Here is a 21658-nt window from a genome sequence, read left to right as displayed (position 1 = left end):
CTAGTCGTCGGCCGCTGCGGCCGCGTCCCCGTCCGGCTGGACGGCGTGCAACTGGATGATCTGCCGCAGCGTCTTCTTCAGTTCCTCGGCGCGGGCGAGCCCGAAGGGTTCCAGGACCCGGCGTTCGTGTTCCCGGGCCAGTTCGATGAGGTGCTGGATCGTCCGCGAGCCTTCAGGAGTGATGTGCACCAGCGTGATGCGCCGATCGCTCGGATGGGGCACCCGTTCGACCTGGCCTTTGGCTTCCATGCGGTCCAGCAGGCGGGTGACGGTGGGCTGCTTGGTCACGGTGAGCTGGGCCAGGTCGCCGATGCTGATCAGATGGCCGTCGGCCAGCGAGGCCATCACACGCCATTCGGAAATGGAAAAGCCGTGCTGGCGCGCGACGAGATGGAATTCCCCCGAAATGAGCTGGCTGGCCCGCGCCAGCAGGGCAGGCAGATAGCCTTCGACGAAGCTGGGCGCTGTGGGCGGGCTGGGTTCCATGAGATTCGACATCTGTTTCCTGAAGCGTGAGGCGCTCGGTGGCGGGCGGCCTCAATTCTAAGCCCCACGGACCGCGATCGACCCTGGACCTAGGGTAAATCATGATAATGAATATATTCACTTCTAAATTATAATTTCCTCAAACGCTTCCCCCGTGGGGCGGCGGATCCACGGTTCTGGAGCACGCCATGGCGGAACGATCGTTCGTCGCTGAAGTCGAGAAACTGCGGTTGTCGGAAGGAGAGGTCTTCCGGGGCGAGGGCATACTCGCCGTCACCAAGGCCTTGCTGGAATCGGGGGTGGCCTATATTGCAGGCTATCAGGGGGCGCCTATCTCGCACCTGATGGACGTGCTCGCCGATGCCCAGGACATCCTGGCCGAATACGGGATCCGTTTCGAAAACAGCGCCAGCGAGGCCACGGCCGCCGCGACGCTGTCCGCGTCGGTGAACTATCCGCTGCGCGGCGCGGTCACGTTCAAGGCCACGGTGGGCACCAATGTGGCCTCGGACGCGCTGGCGAATCTGGCCTCGGGCGGCGTGACCGGCGGCGCGCTGGTGATCGTGGGCGAGGACTACGGCGAAGGCTCTTCGATCATGCAGGAGCGCAGCCACGCGTTTGCGATGAAATCCCAGATGTGGCTGCTGGACCCGCGCCCGAACCTGCCCTGCATCGTGCAGGCGGTCAAGGACGGTTTCGACCTGTCCGAGGCCAGCCACACGCCGGTCATGCTGCAGGTGCGCATCCGTTCCTGCCACTTGCACGGGCAGTTCATTGCCGCGGATAACCGCGCGCCGTCTTTCACGGTCAAGGATGCCCTCGAAAACCCGGCGCGCGACGTGGACCGGATCGTATTGCCGCCCGCCAGCTTTCTGCATGAACGTGAAAAAGTGCAGGACCGCTGGCCTGCCGCCGTGCGCTTCATCCAGGAGCGCGGCTTGAATGAATTCTTCTTCGAGGACGCGGCCGACGTCGGCATCGCCCTCCAGGGCGGACTCTACAACGCCCTGATCCGGGCCTTGCAGCGCCTGGGCCTGGCCAACGTCCACGGCGACTCCAGGATTCCGCTGTACGTGATGAACGTGGCCTACCCGCTGGTGGACGCCGAATTCGAGCGTTTCTGCCGGGGCCGGCGCGCGGTGCTGGTCCTGGAAGAGGGGCAGCCCAATTTCATCGAGCAGAACGTGGCGGACATTCTGCGCCGGCTCGGCCTGCCGACCGCGTTGCACGGCAAGGACGTGCTGCCGCTGGCCGGTGAATACAACACCGCCGTCGTGTACGGCGGGGTGCGCGCATTCCTGGAGCAGTACGGCCTGATTCAGGCCGAGCCCGCGCAGACCGAGGCGGGTCCGGCATCGGCGTCAGCGCAGGCTGCGGCGCTTGAATCCGCGTCGGCCGAGGCCGCGCCAACCCGGCTTGCAACCGCCGGATCCGCCGTTGACGTGCCGGACGAGGTCTTGCCGCCGCTCGAACAGACGGTGTATCCGCGCCCGCCCGGCCTGTGCACGGGATGCCCCGAGCGGCCGGTCTTCACGGCGATCAAGCTGGTCGAGCGCGAACTGGGCGCGCACCACATCAGCGCCGACATCGGCTGCCAGTTGTTCTCGATCCTGCCGCCCTTCAATCTGGGCAGCACGACCATGGGCTATGGCCTGGGAGCCGCCAGCGCCTCGGCCTTCAATGTGGCGCCGGGCGGCGCCCCGGCGGCCCGGCGCGCCATTTCCATCATGGGCGACGGCGGCTTCTGGCACAACGGCCTGACCAGCGGCGTCGCCAATGCCGTCTTCAACCAGAGCGACAACCTGACCATCATTGTCGACAACAACTACACCGCGGCGACCGGCGGCCAGGACATTCTGTCCAGCCATGCGCACAACCCCACCCGCAGCACGGGCCATGCGATCGAATCGGCCGTCCGGGGCGTGGGCGTCGAGTGGGTCCGCACCCTGCGGCGCACCTACGACCTCAAGGCGATGACCGGCGCGCTGCGCGAAGCCCTGACCACCACGAAGCCGGGACCCAAGGTCCTGATCGCGCAGAGCGAATGCATGCTCAACAAGCAGCGGCGCGAAAAGCCGCTGGCGCGCAAGGCGGTCGCCGCGGGCCGGCGCGTGGTGCGCGAACGCTTCGGGGTGGACCCCGATACCTGCACCGGGGATCACTCCTGTATCCGGCTGTCGGGTTGTCCGTCGCTCACGATCCGGGACAATCCCGACCCCTTGCGCCAGGACCCGGTGACCGCCGTGATGGACAGTTGCGTGGGCTGCGGCCATTGCGGCGAGGTCGCGCATGCGGCGGTGCTGTGCCCGTCGTTCTTCCGCGCCAGCATCATCAGCAATCCCACGCGCTGGGACCGGCTGCGGCATCGGCTGCGCACCCGCGTGATCGCCTGGCTGCAGCGCGGCGAAGCCAAGCGTCGGGCCAAGTATGCGTTCTGAATCCCTGACCACTCCCGGAGGCGCTGCCGTGTATTCCGAGCCTATCAAGATCGCCATTCTCGCCATGGGCGGCGAGGGCGGCGGCGTGCTCGCCGACTGGGTCGTGGATCTGGGCGAGGAAAACGGCTGGTTCGCCCAGACCACTTCGGTGCCCGGGGTCGCGCAGCGCACCGGCGCCACGATTTACTACGTCGAACTGTTCCCCGGCGCCGGTGCGCCGGACGCCCGTCCCCCGGTGCTGGCCCAGGCGCCGATGCCGGGCGACGTGGACGTGGTGCTGGCATCCGAGCTGATGGAGGCCGGCCGCGCGGTGCAGCGCGGTCTCGTCACCCCGGATCGCACGACGCTGGTCACGTCATCCCACCGCGTCTATTCCATCACCGAGAAATCCGCGCTGGGCGACGGCCGCGTCGACAGCGACGTGCTGCTGCGTCAGACGCGGCGCGCGGCGCGCCGTTTCGTGAGCTTCGACATGGCCGAGGCCGCCGAGCGCGCAGGCAGCGTGGTCAGCGCGGTGCTGTTCGGCGCCCTGAGCGGCGCCGGCGTCCTGCCGTTCAGCCGCCGCCAGTTCGAAGAAGCCATCGAGCGCGGCGGCGTCGGCGTCAAGCAAAGTCTCCAGGCCTTTGCCACCGGCCATGATCACGCGCAGGACACGCGCTCCGAAAGCGCCGGGCGTCCGACCGTCCGGGCGCGCGGGGAAGAGGGCGCTGCACGCCCGCCGGCCGCCGCGGCGCCCGCCGCCGTGCAGCCCGCGCCGAAGCACCCCAAGGTCGCCGCGCTGGTGAATCGCGCGCAGGGCTACCCGGAGCCCGTCCGGGAAATCGTCGTCGCGGGCATCCGCCGGCTCGTCGATTATCAGGACCCGGACTATGCCGGGCTGTATCTGGACCGTCTGGAGGCCCTGGCGGGCGCCCCGGGGGGCGATCACACCGGATTGCTGCGCGAGGCCGCGCGCCATCTGGCGCTCTGGATGTCCTATGAGGACACGATCCGGGTCGCCGATCTGAAGATCCGGGGCAGCCGCTTCGAGCGGGTCCGCGACGAAGTCCGCGCCGGCGACGCGCAGGTCCTGGACATCGCTGAATTCATGCACCCGCGCATCGAGGAAATCTGCGAGACGCTGCCTGCGGGCCTGGGGCGCTGGCTCGCCCGGCCGCACGCCGTGCACCGGCTGGTGGCGCATTTCACCCGCGAGGGCCGGGTCGTCAAGACCAGCTCGCTGCGGGGCTATCTGCTGCTGTATGTGCTGGCGCGCTGGGGCCGCTGGCGCCGCACGACGCTGCGCTACGCGCTGGAAACCGGGCGCATCGAAACCTGGCTGCGGCATCTGAAAGCCGCCGCCGCCGTGAATCCGCTGCTGGCGCTGGAAGTGGCGAAATGCCAGACCCTGGTCAAGGGCTACAGCGACACGCATGCGCGCGGCCTGCGCAATTACGAGGTGCTGATGACCGTGCTGGATCGTGATGCCCGCGTGATGGCGCCGGCCACGTTGCGGGATTTGCGCGACGCGGCGCTGGCCGACGAACATGGCCGCCGGCTGCGCGACAGCCTGGCGCGACATGGATTTTCCACCGAGGGCCTGTTCTCATGAAAAATTGGATCATTCTCACGCCGTCGGGGCGCGGAGGGCAGGGCTGATGGCGCGCCGGGATTATGCCGGCGTGGCCGTGGCCGTGCCCGTCACCGTGCCCTATCAGCGCTTTTCCACCGAAGGCGCGCACTGGTTTCTCGGCCGGGCCGTGCGGGCGCTGGTCGAGCAGAGCGGCATCGACAAAGACGCCATCGACGGGCTGTGCCTGTCGAGCTTTTCGCTCGTGCCGGATACGGCGGTCGGCGTCACCCAGCACCTGGGGCTGTCGCCGCGCTGGCTCGATCACGTGCCGACCGGCGGTGCGGCGGGCGTGATGTGCTTGCGCCGTGCCGCGCGCGCCGTGCAGTCGGGCGACGCCGACGTGGTGGCGTGCGTGGCGGCGGACACCAATCACGTGGATTCGTTCCGGCAGACGCTGGGCGCTTTCAGTGATTTTTCGCGCGACGCCACCTACCCCTACGGTTCGGGCGGGCCGAATTCCGTCTTCGCCCTGATCACCGCGCACTACATGCGCCAGTTCGGCGCCCGGCGCGAGGACTTCGGCCGCATCGCGGTTGCGCAGCGGCACAATGCGCTGCGCAACCCCAACGCCTTGTTCAAGAAGCCGCTGACGCTCGAAGAATACATGGCGGCGCGCCCCATTGCCGATCCCCTGCACCTGTTCGACTGCGTCATGCCGTGCGCGGGCGCCGAAGCCTTCCTGGTGATGAGCGCCGAGCGTGCGCGCGATCTGGGACTGCCGCATGCGCTGGTGCGGGGCGCGATCGAGCGCCACAACGCCTTTGCCGAGGACCCCGTCATGGTGCGCGGCGGCTGGCTCCGGGACCGCGACGAACTGTACGCGCAGGCCGACGCCGGCCCGAATGACCTCGATTTCGTGCACACCTATGACGACTACCCCGTCATCGTGATGATGCAGTTCGAGGACCTGGGCTTTTGCGCCAAGGGCGAGGGCCCGGACTTCGTCCGCAGCCACACCCTCACGTATGACGGCAGTTTCCCCAACAACACCAGCGGCGGACAGCTTTCCAGCGGCCAGCCCGGCGCGGCCGGCGGGTTCATGGGGATGACGGAGTCGATCCGGCAACTGACGGGGCAGGCCGGCGAACGCGCCGTGCAGGACGCCCGCCTGGGCCTGGTCACCGGGTTCGGCATGGTGACGTACGACCGCTGCCTGTGCACGGGCGCGGTGATTCTCGGGAGCAGCGAATGACCATGCCTCTGATGAAGCCCAAGCGCAAGAATCCGGTCCTGCGCACACGGCAGATGAACCTGCCGCCCTGGGCGCGCGGCCGCGTGGCGCTGGGCATCACCGCAGCAGCAGCCGAGGGCCGGTTCGAGCTGCAGGTCTGCGATGCGTGCGGAACCACCCAGTACCCGCCGCGTTCGGCCTGCGTCCAGTGCCTGTCGTCGCAGATGAGCTGGCGTGAGCAGAGCGGCGAAGGCGAGCTGCTGAGCGACACCACCCTGCATCACAGCAATGACTTGTTCTTTCGTGAACGGCTGCCCTGGCGGCTGGGCTTTGTGCGCCTGGATGCCGGCCCGACCGTGATGGTGCACCTGCATGGCGAGGTCGGCCCGGCGCCCCGGCGCGTGAAGGTGGGCGCGCGCCTGGACCGCGCGGGACAGGCCGTACTGATTGGTTTCCCTCTGGAAGGAAGTGCGCATATGGCGGACGACAAAATGCTGCGTGAAATGACCAGCGACCCCAAGTTTCGCAAAGTCCTGGTGACGGACGGCAAGTCCGAGGTCGGGCAGGCCATCGTCCGGGCGCTCGTCAAGGCGGGCGCCGAGATCGTCTGGGTCGGCCATGCCGAGCCCTGGAAAAAGCTGGGCGGGCTGGACGAGATCACCGCGCTGCCCCAGGTGTCGCTGGTGTCGCTGGACCTGACGGATGGCCGCAGCGTCACGGAACTGGCCGGCGCGATCGGCGGCAAGGTCGATATCGTCATCAACAACGCCGAAGTGCATCGCACTTACGGCATCGGCTCGCGCCGGGGCACGGACGTGGCCCGCGCCGAAATGGACATCAATTATTTCGGCCTGCTGCGGCTGGCGCAGGAGTTCGGTCCCGCGCTCAAGGGCCGCTCGGCCGACGGAACGGTGACCGCCACCGCCTGGGTCAACCTGCTGTCCATCTACGCCTTGTCCAACTTCCCGCCGCAAGGCACGTTCAGCGCCAGCAAGGCCGCCGCGTATTCGCTGGCGCAGTGCCTGCGCGCCGAGATGCGCCCGGCGGGGATCCGGGTGATCAACGTCTTCCCCGGTCCGGTGGACGACGAATGGAACCAGCTCATGCCGCCGCCCAAGCTGGCGCCGGATGCGCTGGCCAAGGCCATCGTGAATGCGCTGCGCGACGGCGTGGAAGACGTCTATCCGGGCGACGTGGCCCAGGAATGGCTGGAGCGCTGGCGCGACAACCCCAAGGTTCTGGAACGCGAACTGGCGACGAACGGCGGCTGATCGCCTGTGGAGAGCATCAAATGAGCAATCACGAGCACGAGACCGGCAAGACCGGGGCGCTGACCGGCGCCCAGGCCCTGATGGGCCTGGCCCAGGCCCTGGCCGGCGGCGGCATCCAGGTCATCGACCTGACCCAGACCCTGACGCCCGAGTTTCCGCAGATCGCGCTGCCGCCCGAAATGGGGCAGTGCTGGCCTTTCCGCATCGAGGAAGTCTCGAAGTACGACGAGCGCGGACCGGGCTGGTACTGGAACAACTTTTCCTGCGGCGAACACACGGGGACGCACTTCGATGCGCCGATCCACTGGATCTCGGGCCGCGATCTGCCGAACAATTCCGTCGACACCATCCCGGTGCAGCATTTCGTGGCGCCGGCCTGCGTCATCGATTGTTCGCCCCAGGTCAAGGACGACCCGGACTACCTGCTGACGATCGAGGACATCCAGGACTGGGAGGCGGCGTATGGCCGCATTCCCGCCGGTTCCTGGGTGCTGATGCGCACCGACTGGTCCAAACGGCAGGACCCCGAGGCCTATCAGAACTTCGATGAAACCGGCCAGCACACGCCGGGGCCGAGCGCCGAGGCGGTGCGCTTCCTGATCGAGCAGCGCGATGTGCTGGGCTTCGGCTCCGAGGCCATCGGTACGGATGCGGGCCAGGGGTATCACCTGCGTCCGCCGTATCCCTGCCACTACTTCATGCACGGCGCCGGGCGTTACGGCCTGCAGTGTCTGTGCAATCTGGATCGGCTGCCCGCCTCCGGCGCGGTGCTGATCTGCCCGCCGCTGAAGATCGAAAAGGGCAGCGGCAGCCCCCTGCGCGTGCTGGCTCTCGTGCCTGGCGCCTGATGTAGTCCTCTCTCTCAAGGAGTTCACCATGAAGTCTCTCCGTACCCTGCGCGGCCTGGCTGCGACTGTTACCACGGCGGCTCTGATGGCCGCATTGCCGGCAGCCTACGCGGCTGACTACACCGTCGGCTTCGTCACCTCGCTGGTGGGGCCGGTGTCCTCGCTGGGCATTCCCTACCAGAAGGGCATCCAGGCGGGACAGGCCTACCAGTCCGAGATCGATGGGCGCAAGGTCCGGCTGATCCAGCTGGATGATGCTTCGGACCCCAGCACGGCGGCGCGCAACGCCCGCAAGCTGATCGAAGAAGACAAGGTGGACGCCATCATCGGGACGGCCGGTTCGCCCGGCGCCCTGGCGATCGCCGCGGTGGCGCGTGAATCCAAGACGCCGCTGATCTCCATCGCCCACGCCAGCCTGTCGGGCGCGGAAGCCGAATGGGTGGTGACGGTGCCGCAGCCTGCCACGCTGATGATCAGCGCCGTGGTCGACCACATGAAGAAAGAAGGCGTGAAGACGCTGGGCTACATCGGCTTTTCGGATGCCTGGGGCGACCAGGTCTACGAGGCGCTGCAGAAAACGACGCCTGACGCGGGCATCAAGGTCGTCTCCAACGAACGCTACGCGCGCGGCGACACCTCGGTGGCCGGCCAGGTCCTGAAGATCGTGTCCCAGCATCCCGATGCCGTGATCACGGGCAATTCGGGCACGCCGGGCGCGCTGCCGTACCTGGCGCTGGCCGACCGCGGCTACAAGGGCAAGCTCTACGGCACGCACGCCTTGATCAACCCGGCCTTCATCAACGTGGCGCGCAGTTCCGTCGAAGGCCTGCTGGCCCCGACCGGACCGGTCATCGTCGCCGAGCAGTTGCCCGAGAGCAACCCGATCCGCAAGGTGGCCCTGGCCTATCGCGACGCCTACCAGAAGGCCAACAACGCCCCTGCCGAAGACGCGTTTTCCGCCTACTCCTTCGACGCCTGGCTGATCTTCCTGGATGCCGCCAAGCGCGCTTCGGCCAAGGCCGAGCCGGGCACGCCGGAATTCCGCCAGGCGCTGCGCGATGCGATCAAGAGCACCAAGGAGCTGGTGGGGACCCATGCGGTCTACAACTTCCATGAAGACACGACCTACGGCACGGACGAACGTTCCCGCGTGGTGGTGCGGCTCGAAAAGGGCCGCTGGAAGCTGGTCCCCTGAGACCCCTGAGACGGCGGCCCGGCCGCCGTGCCCGCCTGGGCGCGTACTTGCTGATTGACGGAGAGAGACATGATTCCGATGCTGAAAATGGGCGCGCTGCCGCGCCTGCTGCGCGGCCTGCTCCTGGCGGGCGTGTCCTGCATGGCGGCCGGCGCCTGGGGGGCGGACCTGAAGGTGGGCGTGATCAGCTCCCTGTCGGGTCCGGTGTCGGCGCTGGGCATCCCTTATGAAAAAGGGGTCCGCGCCGCCCATGCCCGGTTCCCCGAGATTGCCGGACATCGGGTGGAGCTCATCGTGCTGGACGATGCTTCCGACCCGACCACGGCGGGACGCAATGCGCGCAAGCTGGTCAACGAGGACAAGGTGGACGTCCTCATCGGGACCTCGGGCGTGCCGGGCGCGATGGCGATCGCCGCCGTCGCCCAGGAACTGAAGACCCCGTTGATTTCGCCCACGCCGGTCTCGCTGCCCGGGCCCGAGCACGACTGGACGGTGGCGACCTCGCAGCCGTTCGAACTGATGGTGTCGGCCGTGGTCAAGCGCATGAAGGCCGAGGGGGTCAAGACCGTAGCGTTCATCGGTTTTTCGGACGCCCTGGGAGACCTGGCCTATGACTCGCTGGTGCGCAGCGCGGGCGAACTGGGCATCCAGGTGGTCGCCAACGAGCGGTATGCGCGCGGCGACATGTCGGTGGCCGGGCAGGTGCTGAAGATCGTCGCCAAGCGGCCGGACGCCGTCTTCGCGGGCAACAGCGGCACGCCGGGCGCGCTGCCGTACCTGGAACTTGCAAACCGCCAGTACGCCGGGCGGATCTACGGCACGCACGGCCTGATCAACGCCGATTTCGTGCGGGTGGGCGGCCGTTCGATCGAAGGGCTCGAGGTGCCCAGCGGCCCCGTGCTGGTCGCCGAACAACTGCCGGCCGGCGATCCGGTGCGCGAGGCGTCGATGGCGTTTCGCGCGTCCTACGAGAAGCTCTACGGCGCGCCGCCGGTGGATGCGTTCTCGGCCTATACCTACGACGCCTTGCTCGTGCTCGCCGATGCCGCCGCGCGGGTGAAGGACGAGCAGCCGGGGACCCCTGCCTATCGGCAGGCGCTCAAGGAGGCCATCGTGTCCACCCGGGACCTGGCGGGCACGCACGGCATCTACACCTTCACGCCCGGCAGCCGCTACGGTCTGGACGAGCGTGCGGTCGTCATGGTGCGCATGGAGGGCGGGCGGTGGAAGCTGGCTGCGCAGCCGGCGCCGTCGGGCCAATAAAAAGCCGTCTGCGGCAACGAGACAAAGGAACTTCACATCATGACATGGGACATCGCCCTCATTCTGGGGATCGACGGCCTGGCCAATGGCGCCATCTACCTGCTTGCGGGCTTGGGGTTGGTGCTGATCTTTTCGGTCACGCGGGTCGTCTTCGTACCGTTCGGCGACATTGCGGCTTTCGCCGCCCTGAGCCTGGCGGCCTTCGAGGCGGGCCTGGTGCCGCCGACCATCGGCCTGGTGGCCGTGCTGGCCGCGGTGGCCTTGCTGACCGAACTGGGCAGCCTGATCCGCAAGGGCGAAGCGCGCCGCATCCCCCGCGCCGTGCTGTTGTGGGGCGTGCTGCCGCTGGCGCCTTGCCTGATCGCCTGGATGGCTGCAGGTCCCGAGACCTCGGCATTCGTCCGGGTCGCCGCGTCGGTGCTGCTGGTGGTGCCGATGGCGCCGCTGCTGGCGCGCGTGGTGTTCCAGCCCATCGCCGATGCCTCGGTGCTGGTGCTGCTGATCGTGTCCCTCGCCCTGAGCTTTCTCCTGTCCGGCCTGGGCCTGCTGTTCTTCGGTCCCGAGGGTTCGCGTACGGCGGCCCTGGCCTCGGGCGGCTTCACGCTGGGCGACGGCATCAACGTCAGCGGCCAGGTGGCCCTGATGGTGGGCACGGCGATCGTGCTCAGCGGCTTGTTCTACCTCGTCTTCGAGCGGACGTCGACGGGCAAGGCGCTGCGCGCGACGGCCGTCAACCGCGTAGGCGCGCGGCTGGTGGGCATCCGCCCCGCCCGTACCGCCATGCTGGCCTATGGCGCTGCGTCCCTGCTGGCGGGGTTCATCGGCGTGTTGATCGCGCCCGTCACCACCATCTACTACGACTCCGGCTTCCTCATCGGCCTGAAGGCCTTCGTGGCCGCCATCATCGGCGGACTGGTGAGCTATCCGGCCACCGCCCTGGGGGCGCTGGCCGTCGGGGTGTTCGAGAGTTTCGCGTCTTTCTGGAGCGGCGCGCTCAAGGACGCGATCGTGTTCAGCCTGCTGATCCCCGTGCTGATGGTGCGTTCCTATATGGCGCGCCACCATGAGGAAGAAGTCGAGGAGATCGATCAATGAAGCCGTCCACTCCCCGCATCCTGCTCGCGGTCCTGATCGCCGTCCTGGCGGTGCTCCCGCTCTTCGTGGGCAGTTTCACGGTCTCGTTGTTCAACGAGATCGGCATCGGCGCGCTGGTCGCGCTGGGCCTGGTCCTGCTGACCGGGGTCGGCGGCGCGACCTCGTTCGGTCAGGCGGCCTTCGTGGGCATCGCCGCCTACGCCAGCGCCTGGCTGACGACGGTCCACGGCTTGTCGCCGTGGCTGGGCCTGCCGTTTGCGCTGCTGCTGACGGGGCTGTCCGCCCTGGCCATCGGCGCGCTGACCCTGCGTCTGGGCGGCCATTTCCTGGCCTTGTCGACGATCGCCTGGGGCCTGTCCATTTCCCTGCTGTTCGGCAATATCGATGCCCTGGGCCGGCATACCGGCCTGTCGGGCATCCCGCCGGTGCACGTCGGCGGCTGGTCGCTGCTGGAGCCGCAAGCCATGTACTACCTCGTCTGGGTGGTCGTGGGCCTGGCGTTCCTGTTCAGCCGCAACCTGCTCGATTCCCGCCCGGGCCGCGCCATCCGGGGCTTGCGCGGCGGTTCGACCCTGCTGGCCAGCGTCGGGGCGGATGCCTACCGGCTGCGGCTGTCCCTGTTCGTGACGGCCGCGCTGCTGGCCGGTCTGGCGGGCTGGCTGTACGCCCACATGAATCGTTTCGTCAGTCCCTCGCCGTTCAGCGTGCATGCCAGCATCGAATATCTGTTGATGGCGGTGTCGGGCGGCCTGGGCAGCCTGGCGGGCGCTCTGGTGGGTTCGGGCCTGGTGCTGGCCCTCAAGAACGCGCTGCAGGACATCCTGCCCTTGCTGACGCAGCGGTCCGGCCAGCTCGACGCCATCGTGTTTTCCGCCCTGTTCATCGCGCTGCTGCATTTCGCCCGGGGCGGCCTGATGGCCTTCGTGCGCCGTTGGGGCCGTCGCCATGGCCTCGGCCGGAAAGCGGCCGTGATGGAGGCGCCGGCCCGGCCGCTGCCGAACCGCACCATGCCGGCCCGGGGCACGCCCGTGCTGTCCGTCCAGGGGGCGGTCAAGCGCTTCGGCGGCCTGACGGCCGTCAACGACGTCAGCTTCGATCTGAACGCAGGCGAGATCCTGGGCCTGATCGGGCCGAACGGCGCGGGTAAATCGACCATGTTCAACCTGCTGACCGGCACGGCCCCCATGACGTCCGGCCGGGTCCGGTTCCTGGGCCGCGACATCACCGGCATGCTGCAGCTTGAAATCGCCCGCCTGGGGCTGGGCCGCACCTTCCAGCACGTGAAGCTGCGCCCGCACATGAGCTTGCTGGACAACGTCGCGCTGGGCGTGCATGCCAGGACGCGGCCCAGCATGCTGCGCGCAGGACTGCGCCTGGACCGCGAAGAAGAACGCCAGATCCTGCACGAGGCGCGGCATCAGCTCGAACGGATCGGGCTGGCCGACCGCGCCCATGAAATGGCCGGCAGCCTGCCCTTGGGCACCCAGCGCATCCTGGAGATTGCGCGTGCCCTGGCCTCCGATCCCGTGCTGCTGGTGCTGGACGAGCCGGCCGCGGGTCTGCGGCGCAACGAAAAAATGGCGCTCGGGGACCTGCTGCGCAAGCTGCGCGAAGAAGGGGTGACCATTCTGATCGTGGAACACGATATGGACTTTGTGATGAACCTGGTGGACCGGCTGGTGGTGATGAATTTCGGCTCCAAGCTCGTCGAGGGCGTGCCGGCCGCCGTGCGTGCGGACGAGCGTGTGCAGGCGGCTTATCTGGGAGGGACGACATGAGCAGCAGCAATACCCCGATGCTGGAAATCGGCGACCTGCACGTCGCCTATGGGCGAGTCGAGGCGGTGCGCGGGGTGTCGGTCACCCTGGACCCGGGCCGGATCGTCTCGGTCATCGGTCCCAATGGCGCGGGCAAGACGACGCTGCTGGCGGCGGCGATGGGCCTGCTGCCTTCACGCGGCACCTTGCGTTTCGAAGGCGAGGACTTGCGCGGCCTGGACGTCGAAGCGCGCGTGGAGCGCGGCCTGTGCCTGGTGCCCGAGACGCGCGAACTGTTCGGCGAACTGTCGGTGCTGGACAATCTGCGCCTGGGGGCGTATTCGCGCCGGCTGCGGCCGCAGGCGCTGCGCGACCGCCTGGATTCGGTGTATGCGCGTTTCCCGCGCCTGGCCGAACGCCGCGCTCAGCGCGCAGATACCTTGTCCGGGGGTGAACGCCAGATGCTGGCCGTGGGGCGCGCGCTGATGTCGGCCCCGCGCCTGCTGATGCTCGACGAACCGAGCCTGGGCCTGGCGCCGCTGATCGTGCGCGAGATCCTGGCTATCGTCCGTGCGTTGCGCGAAGACGGCGTCTCGATTCTGCTGATCGAGCAGAATGCCCGCGCCGCGCTGGAAAGTTCCGATTTTGGCTATGTGCTCGAAACGGGGGAGATCGCCCTGTCGGGCGACTCGGCCTCGCTCGCCGAGGATGCTCGGGTGCGGGCGACCTATCTGGGAGGAGGCGCCGATGACGCCCAATGAAGAGCTGCCGCCCGAACACCGGACGGTCCCGCAGATGCTGCTGCGGCAGGCCGCGCTGTTCGCCGATCGCCCGGCGCTGAAGCTGGGCGACACGCGCTGGACGCACGCGGATGCCGCGCCGGCTGCGGCGCGCCGGGCAGGGGCCTTGCGCGCGGCGGGCGTGAACCGGGGCGATCGCGTGGCGATCATGAGTTCGAACCGGGTCGAAGTGCTGGAGACGTTCCTGGGCTGCGGCTGGGCAGGGTCGGTGTCCGTGCCGATCAACACCGCCTCGCGGGGACCGCAGATCGAGTATTTCCTGAGCAACAGCCAGGCGCAGCTGCTGGTGATCGAATCGCAGTATCTGGATCGGCTGGCCACGGCCGATCTGGACAAGACCTCGCTGCGGCAGATCTGGGTGCTGGACGGCATTGACGCAGCGGGCGCGGTCGGCTCGATTCCGGCCGTGCCGTGGCCGTCCGACGGGCCGGCCCTGGAGGCCGAAAACGTGGGCCCCGGCGACACCCTGGCGATCCTGTACACGTCCGGCACTACCGGGCCGTCCAAAGGCGTGCTCTGTCCGCACGCGCACTATTACTGGTGGGGGATGAACACCCTGCGCGTCCTGGGGGTGCGGCGCGACGACGTGCTGTGCACGACGCTGCCCCTGTTCCACATCAACGCCCTCAATACCTATGCCCAGGCCGCGCTGGCCGGCTGCGAGGTGGTCTACGAGACGAAATTCTCGGCCTCGGGTTTCTGGGCCTCGATGGGCGCCTGCGGTGCGACCGTCGTCTACCTGCTGGGCGCCATGGTGCCGATCCTGCTGGCCCAGCCCGAAGGCCCGGCTGAACGCAGCCATCGCGTGCGCATCGGCCTCGGCCCGGGGGTGCCGGAGCAGTCCAACGAGGCGTTCCGGGCGCGCACCGGCGTGCGGCTGCTCGAAGGCTTTGGCTCGACGGAGACGAACTTCGTGATCGGCACGGCGCTGGATTCGCCTCGGCGCGGGGTGATGGGCTGGGTGCTGCCGGGTTTCGAGGCGCGTGTGGCCGACGAGCACGACGTCGAAGTGCCGCGCGGCCAGGCGGGTGAACTGCTGCTGCGCGCGCAGGAACCCTATGCCTTCGCCTCGGGCTATTTCAACATGCCCGAGAAGACGGTCGAGGCGTGGCGCAACCTGTGGTTCCATACCGGCGACCGGGTGCTGCAAGAGGCTGACGGGGCGTTCCGCTTCGTGGACCGGATCAAGGATGCGATCCGCCGGCGCGGCGAGAACATTTCGTCTTTCGAGGTCGAGCAGGTCCTGTCCAGCCATCCCGAGGTGGCGGCGGTGGCGGTCTATCCGGTGGGTTCTGAGCTGGCCGAGGACGAGGTCATGGCGGCTCTGGTCGCGCGGCCCGGCCGGACCCTGGACCTGCCCGGGCTGATCGCCTGGTGCGAGGACCGCATGCCGCATTTCGCCGTGCCGCGCTATGTCGACGTGCTGGAAGACCTGCCGCGCACCGAGAACGGCAAGATCCAGAAGTACAAGCTGCGTGAGCGCGGCGTCACTGCGACGACCTGGGAAAACCCACAGGCGGGCCGCAGGCGCAAGGCCTGAGGGTTCGGTCATCCGCCTGGCGGCGCGCGTTCCGGTCCGGTCGGGGCGTGCGCCCCGGCGCGCCTTGGCCGTCCCCCGATTCGGGATAGTCCCTATTGATGGGCCGCGTGCCGCTCAATAGCATTACAACTAAATATATGATTTTGGATTGATTTAGAAGCATAGAAAGAAAGTCAAAGAGAAGACTCGAAACACCGCCAGCGTCACCCCACGGTCTTTCAGCGTTTTTTTTGGGCATTTAATTCAGAATTCAATTGAAATTCGAAGTAATTGAACCGAGTGGCCCCGCGCAACGGTCCCGCCGCCATCCCACGAAGCAAAACCGATTGATGGAGACAACACGATGACTGACATGACTTCTTTGCCTGTAAGCGTCCGTCCGCAGCAGGCCGCGCTCGAGGAGCTGTTGCGGGACGTCCATGCGCGCCGCCGGGAATTCGAGGCGCAGGGCCATCTCCCCCAGGAGATCATCGACCGCTTCAAGGCGCTGGGCGTCTACCGCTCGCTGGTGGCCGAGCGCTTCGGCGGGGACGAGAGCACGCCCGCCGAATTCTGCCGCCTGATCGAACTGATTTCCGAAGCCGACGGCTCCGCGGGCTGGGTCGCCAGCTTCGGCATCGGCGCCGTCTATCTGTCGGCCCTGCCGGTCGCCACGCTGGAAAAACTGTATGCGGACGGCGGCGTGGACCAGGTCTTCGCCGGCGGGATCTTTCCGCCGCAGCCGGCCCAGGCGGTCGAAGGCGGGCACAAGGTCTCCGGCCGCTGGCAGTTCTCCAGCGGCAGCATGGGGGCGGATGTGGTCGGGGTCGGCATCATCCCGGCCGTCAAGGACCAGGCGCCCTTGCCGCGCATGGCCGTCATGATGCGCAAGCAGGCGCGCATCGAGCTGAACTGGGACGTCATGGGCCTGAAGGCGACCGGCAGCAATGATCTCGTGGTCGACGGCGTCGTGGTGCCCGATGAATGGACCTTCGTGCGCGGCGGCGCTTCGTCCCTGGACACGCCGCTGTACCGCTATCCGGCCTTGGCGTTTGCGGCGCAGGTGCTGGCCGTGGTCGGACTGGGCATCGGGCGCGGGGCCATCAACGAGGTCCTGCGCATGGCCGGCAACCGCAAGTCCGTGACGGGCGCCCCCAATCTGGGGGACCGCGTCTACGTGCAGCTCGAAATCGCCAAGATCGAGGCCGAACTGCGCGCCGCGCGGTGCTGGTTCTACGAAGCGATCGACGATGCCTGGCAGGTCCTCGCGGCCGGCGGCAAGCCCGACGACCATCTGATCAGCATGCTGCGCCTGTCGACGACGCATGCCTCGCGGGTGGGGGCCGACGTGGCCCGCCGCGCCCAGATGCTCAGCGGCATGACCGGGGTGTACGAGAACAGTCCGCTGGCCCAGCAAGTGCGCGACGCCCAGATGGTGACGCAGCACGCCTTCATGGGCGATATTACGTATCAGAACGCGGGCGCCATGCTCTTCGGCCTGTCGCCGCTGCCCGGTTATCTCTGATCGCTTGTTTCTGATCGTCACCCGCTTCAACCCCTCTCCAGGAGAATGTCATGGAAAACAAAAAATCGCTGCGCGTGCTGTTCTGCATCGGCGTCAATCAGAATTTCATGGACGGCAGCGCGCAGGACATGAAAGACGTGTGGGTGGCCTTTCTGACCATGATGCGCGGCATCCGGGATCTGCCCGGCGTGCGCGTGCTGGGCAATCTGGACGATGACCAGATCATGGTCGGTCCGTCGGTCCAGTTTCCCTGGACCACCTATGTGCTGGCGGACGTGCCGGACTACGACACCGTGACCGCCGCCTGCAACCTGTTCCGCGTCACGCCCGTGGGCGACGGCGCGCACAAGCTGTGGAAGTACATGCGCGTCGAGGCCCGCATCGGCCGGGAACTGGTCATCGATTGATACCGGGCCGCGAGCCCACAGGAGAGACATCATGGATCAGATCGCCCTCGTGACCGGCGCCGCCCAGGGGCTGGGATTGGTCATCGCGCAAAGTCTGCATGCGGCCGGGTTCAAGGTGGTTCTCACCGACCATCGTCTGGACCTGGCGGAGCAGGCGGCGGCGGGCCTCGACGCCGGCGGCGAGCGCGTGCTGCCGCTGCAGCTCGACGTCATGCGCAAGCCGGACTTCGAGGCGGCCCTGGCCGCCACCCTGGATCGCTGGGGCCAGTTGCACGTCCTGGTCAACAACGCCGCCATGACCAAGGCCACGCCGGTGATGGACATCAGCCCCGAAGAGTTCGACGCGGTGCTGGCCACCAATCTGCGCGGCACGCTGTTCGGCTGCCAGGTCGTGGGGGCCCACATGGCCCGGGCAGGCTATGGACGCCTGATCAACATGGGTTCGCTGGCCGGCCAGAACGGCGGCACCGCCACCGGGGCGCATTACGCGTGCTCCAAGGGGGCGATCGTTACCCTCACCAAGATTTTCGCGCGGGAACTGGGGCCTCGCGGCGTGACCGCCAACGCGATCTCGCCCGGCCCCATGGATCTGCCCTCGGTGCATGCGCTGGTTCCGCCGGAAAAACTCGAACAGATCGTCCAGGGCATTCCCGTGCGGCGCCTGGGCGATCCGCATTTCGTGGCCGATCTGGTCGTCCGGCTCGCCGCCCGGGACGCCGGTTTCGTCAACGGCGCCACGTGGGACGTCAACGGCGGCCTCTTCATGCGCTGACCGCGCTCAGGTCGCCCCAAGGAGAACGCCGTGGCAGACGTCAACGCCTTTCGCAACGCAATGGCCATGCTGGCCGGCGCGGTCAACATCATCACCACCGACGGCCCCAGCGGCCTGGCCGGCTTTACCGCGACAGCCGTCTGCAGCGTCACGGACCAGCCGCCCACGCTGCTGGTCTGCATGAACCGCTCGTCCTTTGCGCACCGGTTCTTCGAGGGCAACGAGGTGTTGTGCGTCAATGTCCTGGGCGCGGGCAACAAGGATGCGCCGGCCCTGTTCGCGAACCGGGAATTCTCGATGAGCGAACGCTTCGACCGCGTGCAGTGGACGCGGCTGGCCACGGGCAGCCCGCTGCTCGACTGCGCCATCGTCAGCTTCGATTGCCGCATCACCAACACCAGCACGGTCGGTTCGCACAGCATCTTTCTCTGCGAGGTCCAGGGCGTCCAGCGCGGGGCGGGGCGGGGCGGCCTGGTGTATTTCAACCGCGATTACCACCAGGTGGGTTTCGGCGAGCCGCCGGTTCCGCCGGCCAAGGACTGACGGCCGCGTCCCTGGGAATTCCAGATTGACAGGCAATTGCTTTACAAGTAAATTAAATAGAAATAAACAAAATTCCAGAGTTCCGGCCGAGCCGGCAGCGGTATCGGCGTCCGGGGTTCTTTCTACGACAGCAGGAGAGATGAGATGAAGATCGTTTGCATCGGTGGTGGGCCCGCAGGCCTGTATCTGGCCTTGCTCATGAAGAAACTGGACGCGCGGCACGACGTGACCGTCGTCGAGCGCAACCGGCCTTATGACACGTTTGGCTGGGGCGTGGTGTTCTCCGACGCCACCATGGACAATATGCGCCAGTGGGACCGCGAGACGGCCGACGAGATCCAGGAAGCCTTCAATCACTGGGACGACATCGAACTGCTGTTCAAGGGCCGCACCATCCGCTCGGGCGGCCACGGTTTCGTGGGGATCGGCCGTAAAAAGCTGCTGAACATCCTGCAGGCGCGCTGCGAGCGGCTGGGGGTCAAGCTGGTCTTCGAGACCGAGGTGGACTCCGACGAGGACTACCCGGACGCCGACCTGATCATCGCCAGCGACGGCATCTTCTCCAAGATGCGCAACAAGTACGCCGAGACCTTCCAGCCGGACATCATCACGCGGCCCAACCGCTACATCTGGCTGGGCACGAACAAGCTCTACGACGCCTTCACCTTCGATTTCCGCAAGACCGAGCACGGCTGGTTCCAGGCGCACATCTACAAGTTCGACGACAGGACCACGACCTTCATCGTCGAGTGCCCCGAGCACGTCTGGCAGGCCCACGGCCTGGACAAGGCCGACCAGGAGCAGTCGATCGCTTTCTGCGAACAGTTGTTCAACGAGGGCAATCTCGAAGGCGCCAAGCTGATGACCAACGCGCGCCACCAGCGCGGCGCGGCGTGGCTGAATTTCCAGCGCGTGGTGTGCGGGCACTGGTGGCTGAAGAACCGGCATGGCAGCCATGTGGTGCTGATGGGCGACGCGGTGCACACGGCGCACTTCGCGATCGGTTCGGGCACCAAGCTGGCGATCGAAGATGCGATCGAACTCACGCGCCAGTTCCAGTTGCTGGGCGACGACCCCGCGCGCATCTCCGAGGTGTTGACGGCCTACCAGGAGGCGCGCCGCATCGAGACCCTGCGTCTGCAGAACGCGGCCTGGAACGCGATGGAATGGTTCGAGGTCTGCGGCGAACGCTATTGCGACCAGTTCGAGCCTGAACAATTCATGTATTCCATGCTGACGCGCAGCCAGCGCATCAGCCACGAAAACCTGCGGCTGCGCGACAAGGCATGGCTGGAGGGCTACGAGCGCTGGTTCGCCGAGCGCGCCAGCGTGCCGGCGGTCGCGGGCCATGTCCCGCCGCCGATGTTCACGCCCTGGACGGTGCGCGGCCTGACGCTGAAGAACCGCGTCGTGGTCTCGCCCATGGCGCAGTATTCGGCCGAAGACGGCCTGGTGGGCGATTACCACCTGGTGCACCTGGGCGCGCGCTCCCAGGGCGGCGCGGGCCTGGTGTTCGCCGAAATGACCTGCGTCAGCCCCGAGGGTCGCATCACCCCGGGCTGCCCGGGCCTGTACAAGCCGGAACATACGGCGGCGTTCAAGCGCATCGCCGACTGGATCCACGACAATACCGATGCCAAGTTCGGCATCCAGATCGGCCACGCGGGCGCCAAGGCCTCCACGCGCCGGGCCTGGGAAGGCATCGACCAGCCCCTGGCCGAAGGCAACTGGCCCGTGGTCTCGGCCTCGCCGCAGCAGTACCTGGACGGCGTCAGCCAGATTTCGCGGGCGCTGACGCCGGACGAAATGGCGACGATCAAGGCGCAGTTCGTGGCCTCGGCGCGCGCGGCCGACGAGGCCGGCGCCGACTGGCTGGAACTGCACTGCGCGCACGGCTACCTGCTGTCGGCGTTCATTTCGCCGCTGACCAACCAGCGCACGGACGCGTACGGCGGCTCGCTGGCCAACCGGCTGCGTTATCCGCTGGAAGTCTTCGAGGCGGTGCGCGCGGTCTGGCCCCAGGACAAGCCGATGTCGGTGCGGATTTCCGCGCACGACTGGGTCGAGGGCGGCATCACGCCTGCGGACGCCGTGGAGATCGCGCGCGCCTTCAAGCAGGCCGGCGCCGACATGATCGACGTGTCCTCCGGGCAGGTGAGCAAGCAGGAAAAACCGACCTACGGACGCATGTTCCAGACGCCGTTTGCCGACCGGATCCGCCAGGAAGTCGGCATCGCCACGATCGCGGTGGGCGCGATCAGCGAGGCCGACCACGTCAACAGCATCCTGGCCGCGGGCCGGGCCGACTTGTGCGCGGTGGCGCGTCCGCACCTGGCCAATCCGGCCTGGACGCTGACCGAAGCCGCCAAGATCGGCTTTGCCGAGGTGGCGTGGCCGAAGCAGTATCGTTCGGGCAAGCAGCAGATGGAAAGCAATTTCGCACGGGAAAAGGCGCTCCGAGAGGCGGGCGCCGCATGAGCTCCGGCGACGTCGCCGGCGGGGCCCGTCCGCAGGCGGGGGGCGGGAGCCGCTCCGTCTGCTTCGAGCGCGCCTTTCCGATCCGGTTTTCGCATTGCGATCCGGCCGGCATCGTGTTCTTTCCCCAGTATCTGGTGCTGTTCAATCAACTGGTCGAGGACTGGTTCACCGAAGGGCTGGGCATTTCCTATGCGGAGATGCTGGGGTCGCGCCGCGTCGGCCTGCCCATCGTGCACCTGGAGTGCGATTTCCGCGCCATCGCCCGAATGGGCGAGACCCTGGCCTTCAGCGTGGCCGTCGAGCGGATCGGCGGCAAGTCGCTGACGCTGGCGCTGGAGGCCCGCGGAGACGGGGTCCTGCGGGTCGCTTCGCGTCAGATCCTGGTGTTTACGGACCTGAACACCCACCGCGCCATCGCCTTGCCCGACGACGTGCGCGCCGCGCTGGCGGCGTGCGTATCGGCGGCCTAGCGCAGCCG

Annotated in this window: 18 protein-coding genes; 17 read left to right on the top strand and 1 reads right to left on the bottom strand. The window is 67.6% G+C overall.

Annotation, left to right across the window (positions count from 1 at the left end; translation table 11 throughout):
* The gene (locus ACFO0J_RS03650; protein ID WP_376811994.1) at positions 1-486 is read right to left on the bottom strand and encodes a MarR family winged helix-turn-helix transcriptional regulator; all 486 of its coding nucleotides are present in this window, start codon (positions 484-486) and stop codon (positions 1-3) included.
* Between the two features lie 188 nt (positions 487-674).
* Here ACFO0J_RS03650 and ACFO0J_RS03645 point away from each other — a divergent pair, with 188 nt between their 5' ends.
* The 17 genes from ACFO0J_RS03645 to ACFO0J_RS03565 all read left to right on the top strand — a co-directional run bounded on the left by ACFO0J_RS03645 (position 675) and on the right by ACFO0J_RS03565 (position 21650).
* A complete protein-coding gene (locus tag ACFO0J_RS03645) occupies positions 675-2924 on the top strand; it encodes a thiamine pyrophosphate-dependent enzyme (protein WP_376811693.1) in 2250 nt (749 codons plus the stop codon).
* A 28-nt stretch (positions 2925-2952) separates the two neighbouring features.
* Positions 2953-4515: an indolepyruvate oxidoreductase subunit beta family protein gene (locus ACFO0J_RS03640; RefSeq protein WP_376811692.1), complete on the top strand. Its 1563-nt coding sequence runs from the start codon at positions 2953-2955 to the stop codon at positions 4513-4515.
* A gap of 46 nt (positions 4516-4561) precedes the next feature.
* A complete protein-coding gene (locus ACFO0J_RS03635; RefSeq protein WP_376811691.1) occupies positions 4562-5728 on the top strand; it encodes a thiolase family protein in 1167 nt (388 codons plus the stop codon).
* Positions 5725-6978, top strand: coding sequence for an SDR family NAD(P)-dependent oxidoreductase (locus ACFO0J_RS03630; protein ID WP_376811690.1), 1254 nt, complete (start codon positions 5725-5727; stop codon positions 6976-6978). Before ACFO0J_RS03635 ends, ACFO0J_RS03630 begins: the two co-directional genes overlap by 4 nt.
* A 20-nt stretch (positions 6979-6998) precedes the next feature.
* The gene (locus tag ACFO0J_RS03625) at positions 6999-7826 is read left to right on the top strand and encodes a cyclase family protein (protein WP_376811689.1); all 828 of its coding nucleotides are present in this window, start codon (positions 6999-7001) and stop codon (positions 7824-7826) included.
* 28 nt (positions 7827-7854) lie between these two features.
* Positions 7855-9021 carry an ABC transporter substrate-binding protein gene (locus ACFO0J_RS03620; RefSeq protein WP_376811688.1) on the top strand — a complete coding sequence of 389 codons (1167 nt, stop codon included), beginning with the start codon at positions 7855-7857 and terminating at the stop codon, positions 9019-9021.
* Between the two features lie 78 nt (positions 9022-9099).
* The gene (locus tag ACFO0J_RS03615; protein WP_376811993.1) at positions 9100-10284 is read left to right on the top strand and encodes an ABC transporter substrate-binding protein; all 1185 of its coding nucleotides are present in this window, start codon (positions 9100-9102) and stop codon (positions 10282-10284) included.
* 39 nt (positions 10285-10323) lie between these two features.
* Positions 10324-11379 (top strand): branched-chain amino acid ABC transporter permease, encoded by a 1056-nt coding sequence (locus ACFO0J_RS03610; RefSeq protein WP_376811687.1) that lies wholly within the window; start codon positions 10324-10326, stop codon positions 11377-11379.
* Entirely contained in the window at positions 11376-13157 is a 1782-nt protein-coding gene (locus ACFO0J_RS03605) for a branched-chain amino acid ABC transporter ATP-binding protein/permease (RefSeq protein ID WP_376811686.1), read from the top strand. The genes ACFO0J_RS03610 and ACFO0J_RS03605 overlap by 4 nt, the downstream gene beginning before the upstream one ends.
* Positions 13154-13897 carry an ABC transporter ATP-binding protein gene (locus ACFO0J_RS03600; protein WP_376811685.1) on the top strand — a complete coding sequence of 248 codons (744 nt, stop codon included), beginning with the start codon at positions 13154-13156 and terminating at the stop codon, positions 13895-13897. The genes ACFO0J_RS03605 and ACFO0J_RS03600 overlap by 4 nt, the downstream gene beginning before the upstream one ends.
* Positions 13884-15476, top strand: coding sequence for an ATP-dependent acyl-CoA ligase (locus ACFO0J_RS03595; protein ID WP_376811684.1), 1593 nt, complete (start codon positions 13884-13886; stop codon positions 15474-15476). The genes ACFO0J_RS03600 and ACFO0J_RS03595 overlap by 14 nt, the downstream gene beginning before the upstream one ends.
* A gap of 343 nt (positions 15477-15819) precedes the next feature.
* Positions 15820-16980 (top strand): acyl-CoA dehydrogenase family protein, encoded by a 1161-nt coding sequence (locus tag ACFO0J_RS03590; protein WP_376811683.1) that lies wholly within the window; start codon positions 15820-15822, stop codon positions 16978-16980.
* A 50-nt stretch (positions 16981-17030) separates the two neighbouring features.
* Complete coding sequence (locus ACFO0J_RS03585; protein ID WP_376811682.1) at positions 17031-17387, top strand: IacB protein; 357 nt, start codon at positions 17031-17033, stop codon at positions 17385-17387.
* Between the two features lie 28 nt (positions 17388-17415).
* Positions 17416-18159 (top strand): SDR family NAD(P)-dependent oxidoreductase, encoded by a 744-nt coding sequence (locus ACFO0J_RS03580; RefSeq protein ID WP_376811992.1) that lies wholly within the window; start codon positions 17416-17418, stop codon positions 18157-18159.
* Between the two features lie 30 nt (positions 18160-18189).
* Entirely contained in the window at positions 18190-18702 is a 513-nt protein-coding gene (locus tag ACFO0J_RS03575; protein ID WP_376811681.1) for a flavin reductase, read from the top strand.
* A 144-nt stretch (positions 18703-18846) separates the two neighbouring features.
* Complete coding sequence (locus ACFO0J_RS03570; protein WP_376811680.1) at positions 18847-21180, top strand: bifunctional salicylyl-CoA 5-hydroxylase/oxidoreductase; 2334 nt, start codon at positions 18847-18849, stop codon at positions 21178-21180.
* A complete protein-coding gene (locus ACFO0J_RS03565; protein ID WP_376811679.1) occupies positions 21177-21650 on the top strand; it encodes an acyl-CoA thioesterase in 474 nt (157 codons plus the stop codon). The genes ACFO0J_RS03570 and ACFO0J_RS03565 overlap by 4 nt, the downstream gene beginning before the upstream one ends.
* The last annotated feature ends 8 nt before the right edge of the window (positions 21651-21658 follow it).

This window comes from Castellaniella hirudinis (assembly GCF_042651965.1).
GTDB classification, from domain to species: domain Bacteria; phylum Pseudomonadota; class Gammaproteobacteria; order Burkholderiales; family Burkholderiaceae_B; genus Castellaniella; species Castellaniella hirudinis.
Note: the sequence above shows the minus strand (reverse complement) of the source record. Positions and strands in the feature narration are given on the sequence as shown.

Bases quoted from the DNA above. Each gene is read 5' to 3' on its own strand.
- ACFO0J_RS03595 (WP_376811684.1), top strand. From the start codon at position 13,884: ATGACGCCCAATGAAGAGCTGCCGCCCGAACACCGGACGGTCCCGCAG.
- ACFO0J_RS03630 (WP_376811690.1), top strand. From the start codon at position 5,725: ATGACCATGCCTCTGATGAAGCCCAAGCGCAAGAATCCGGTCCTGCGC.
- ACFO0J_RS03645 (WP_376811693.1), top strand. From the start codon at position 675: ATGGCGGAACGATCGTTCGTCGCTGAAGTCGAGAAACTGCGGTTGTCG.
- ACFO0J_RS03565 (WP_376811679.1), top strand. From the start codon at position 21,177: ATGAGCTCCGGCGACGTCGCCGGCGGGGCCCGTCCGCAGGCGGGGGGC.
- ACFO0J_RS03615 (WP_376811993.1), top strand. From the start codon at position 9,100: ATGCTGAAAATGGGCGCGCTGCCGCGCCTGCTGCGCGGCCTGCTCCTG.
- ACFO0J_RS03650 (WP_376811994.1), bottom strand. From the start codon at position 486: ATGGAACCCAGCCCGCCCACAGCGCCCAGCTTCGTCGAAGGCTATCTG.
- ACFO0J_RS03590 (WP_376811683.1), top strand. From the start codon at position 15,820: ATGACTGACATGACTTCTTTGCCTGTAAGCGTCCGTCCGCAGCAGGCC.
- ACFO0J_RS03610 (WP_376811687.1), top strand. From the start codon at position 10,324: ATGACATGGGACATCGCCCTCATTCTGGGGATCGACGGCCTGGCCAAT.
- ACFO0J_RS03585 (WP_376811682.1), top strand. From the start codon at position 17,031: ATGGAAAACAAAAAATCGCTGCGCGTGCTGTTCTGCATCGGCGTCAAT.
- ACFO0J_RS03600 (WP_376811685.1), top strand. From the start codon at position 13,154: ATGAGCAGCAGCAATACCCCGATGCTGGAAATCGGCGACCTGCACGTC.
- ACFO0J_RS03570 (WP_376811680.1), top strand. From the start codon at position 18,847: ATGAAGATCGTTTGCATCGGTGGTGGGCCCGCAGGCCTGTATCTGGCC.
- ACFO0J_RS03635 (WP_376811691.1), top strand. From the start codon at position 4,562: ATGGCGCGCCGGGATTATGCCGGCGTGGCCGTGGCCGTGCCCGTCACC.
- ACFO0J_RS03605 (WP_376811686.1), top strand. From the start codon at position 11,376: ATGAAGCCGTCCACTCCCCGCATCCTGCTCGCGGTCCTGATCGCCGTC.
- ACFO0J_RS03625 (WP_376811689.1), top strand. From the start codon at position 6,999: ATGAGCAATCACGAGCACGAGACCGGCAAGACCGGGGCGCTGACCGGC.
- ACFO0J_RS03620 (WP_376811688.1), top strand. From the start codon at position 7,855: ATGAAGTCTCTCCGTACCCTGCGCGGCCTGGCTGCGACTGTTACCACG.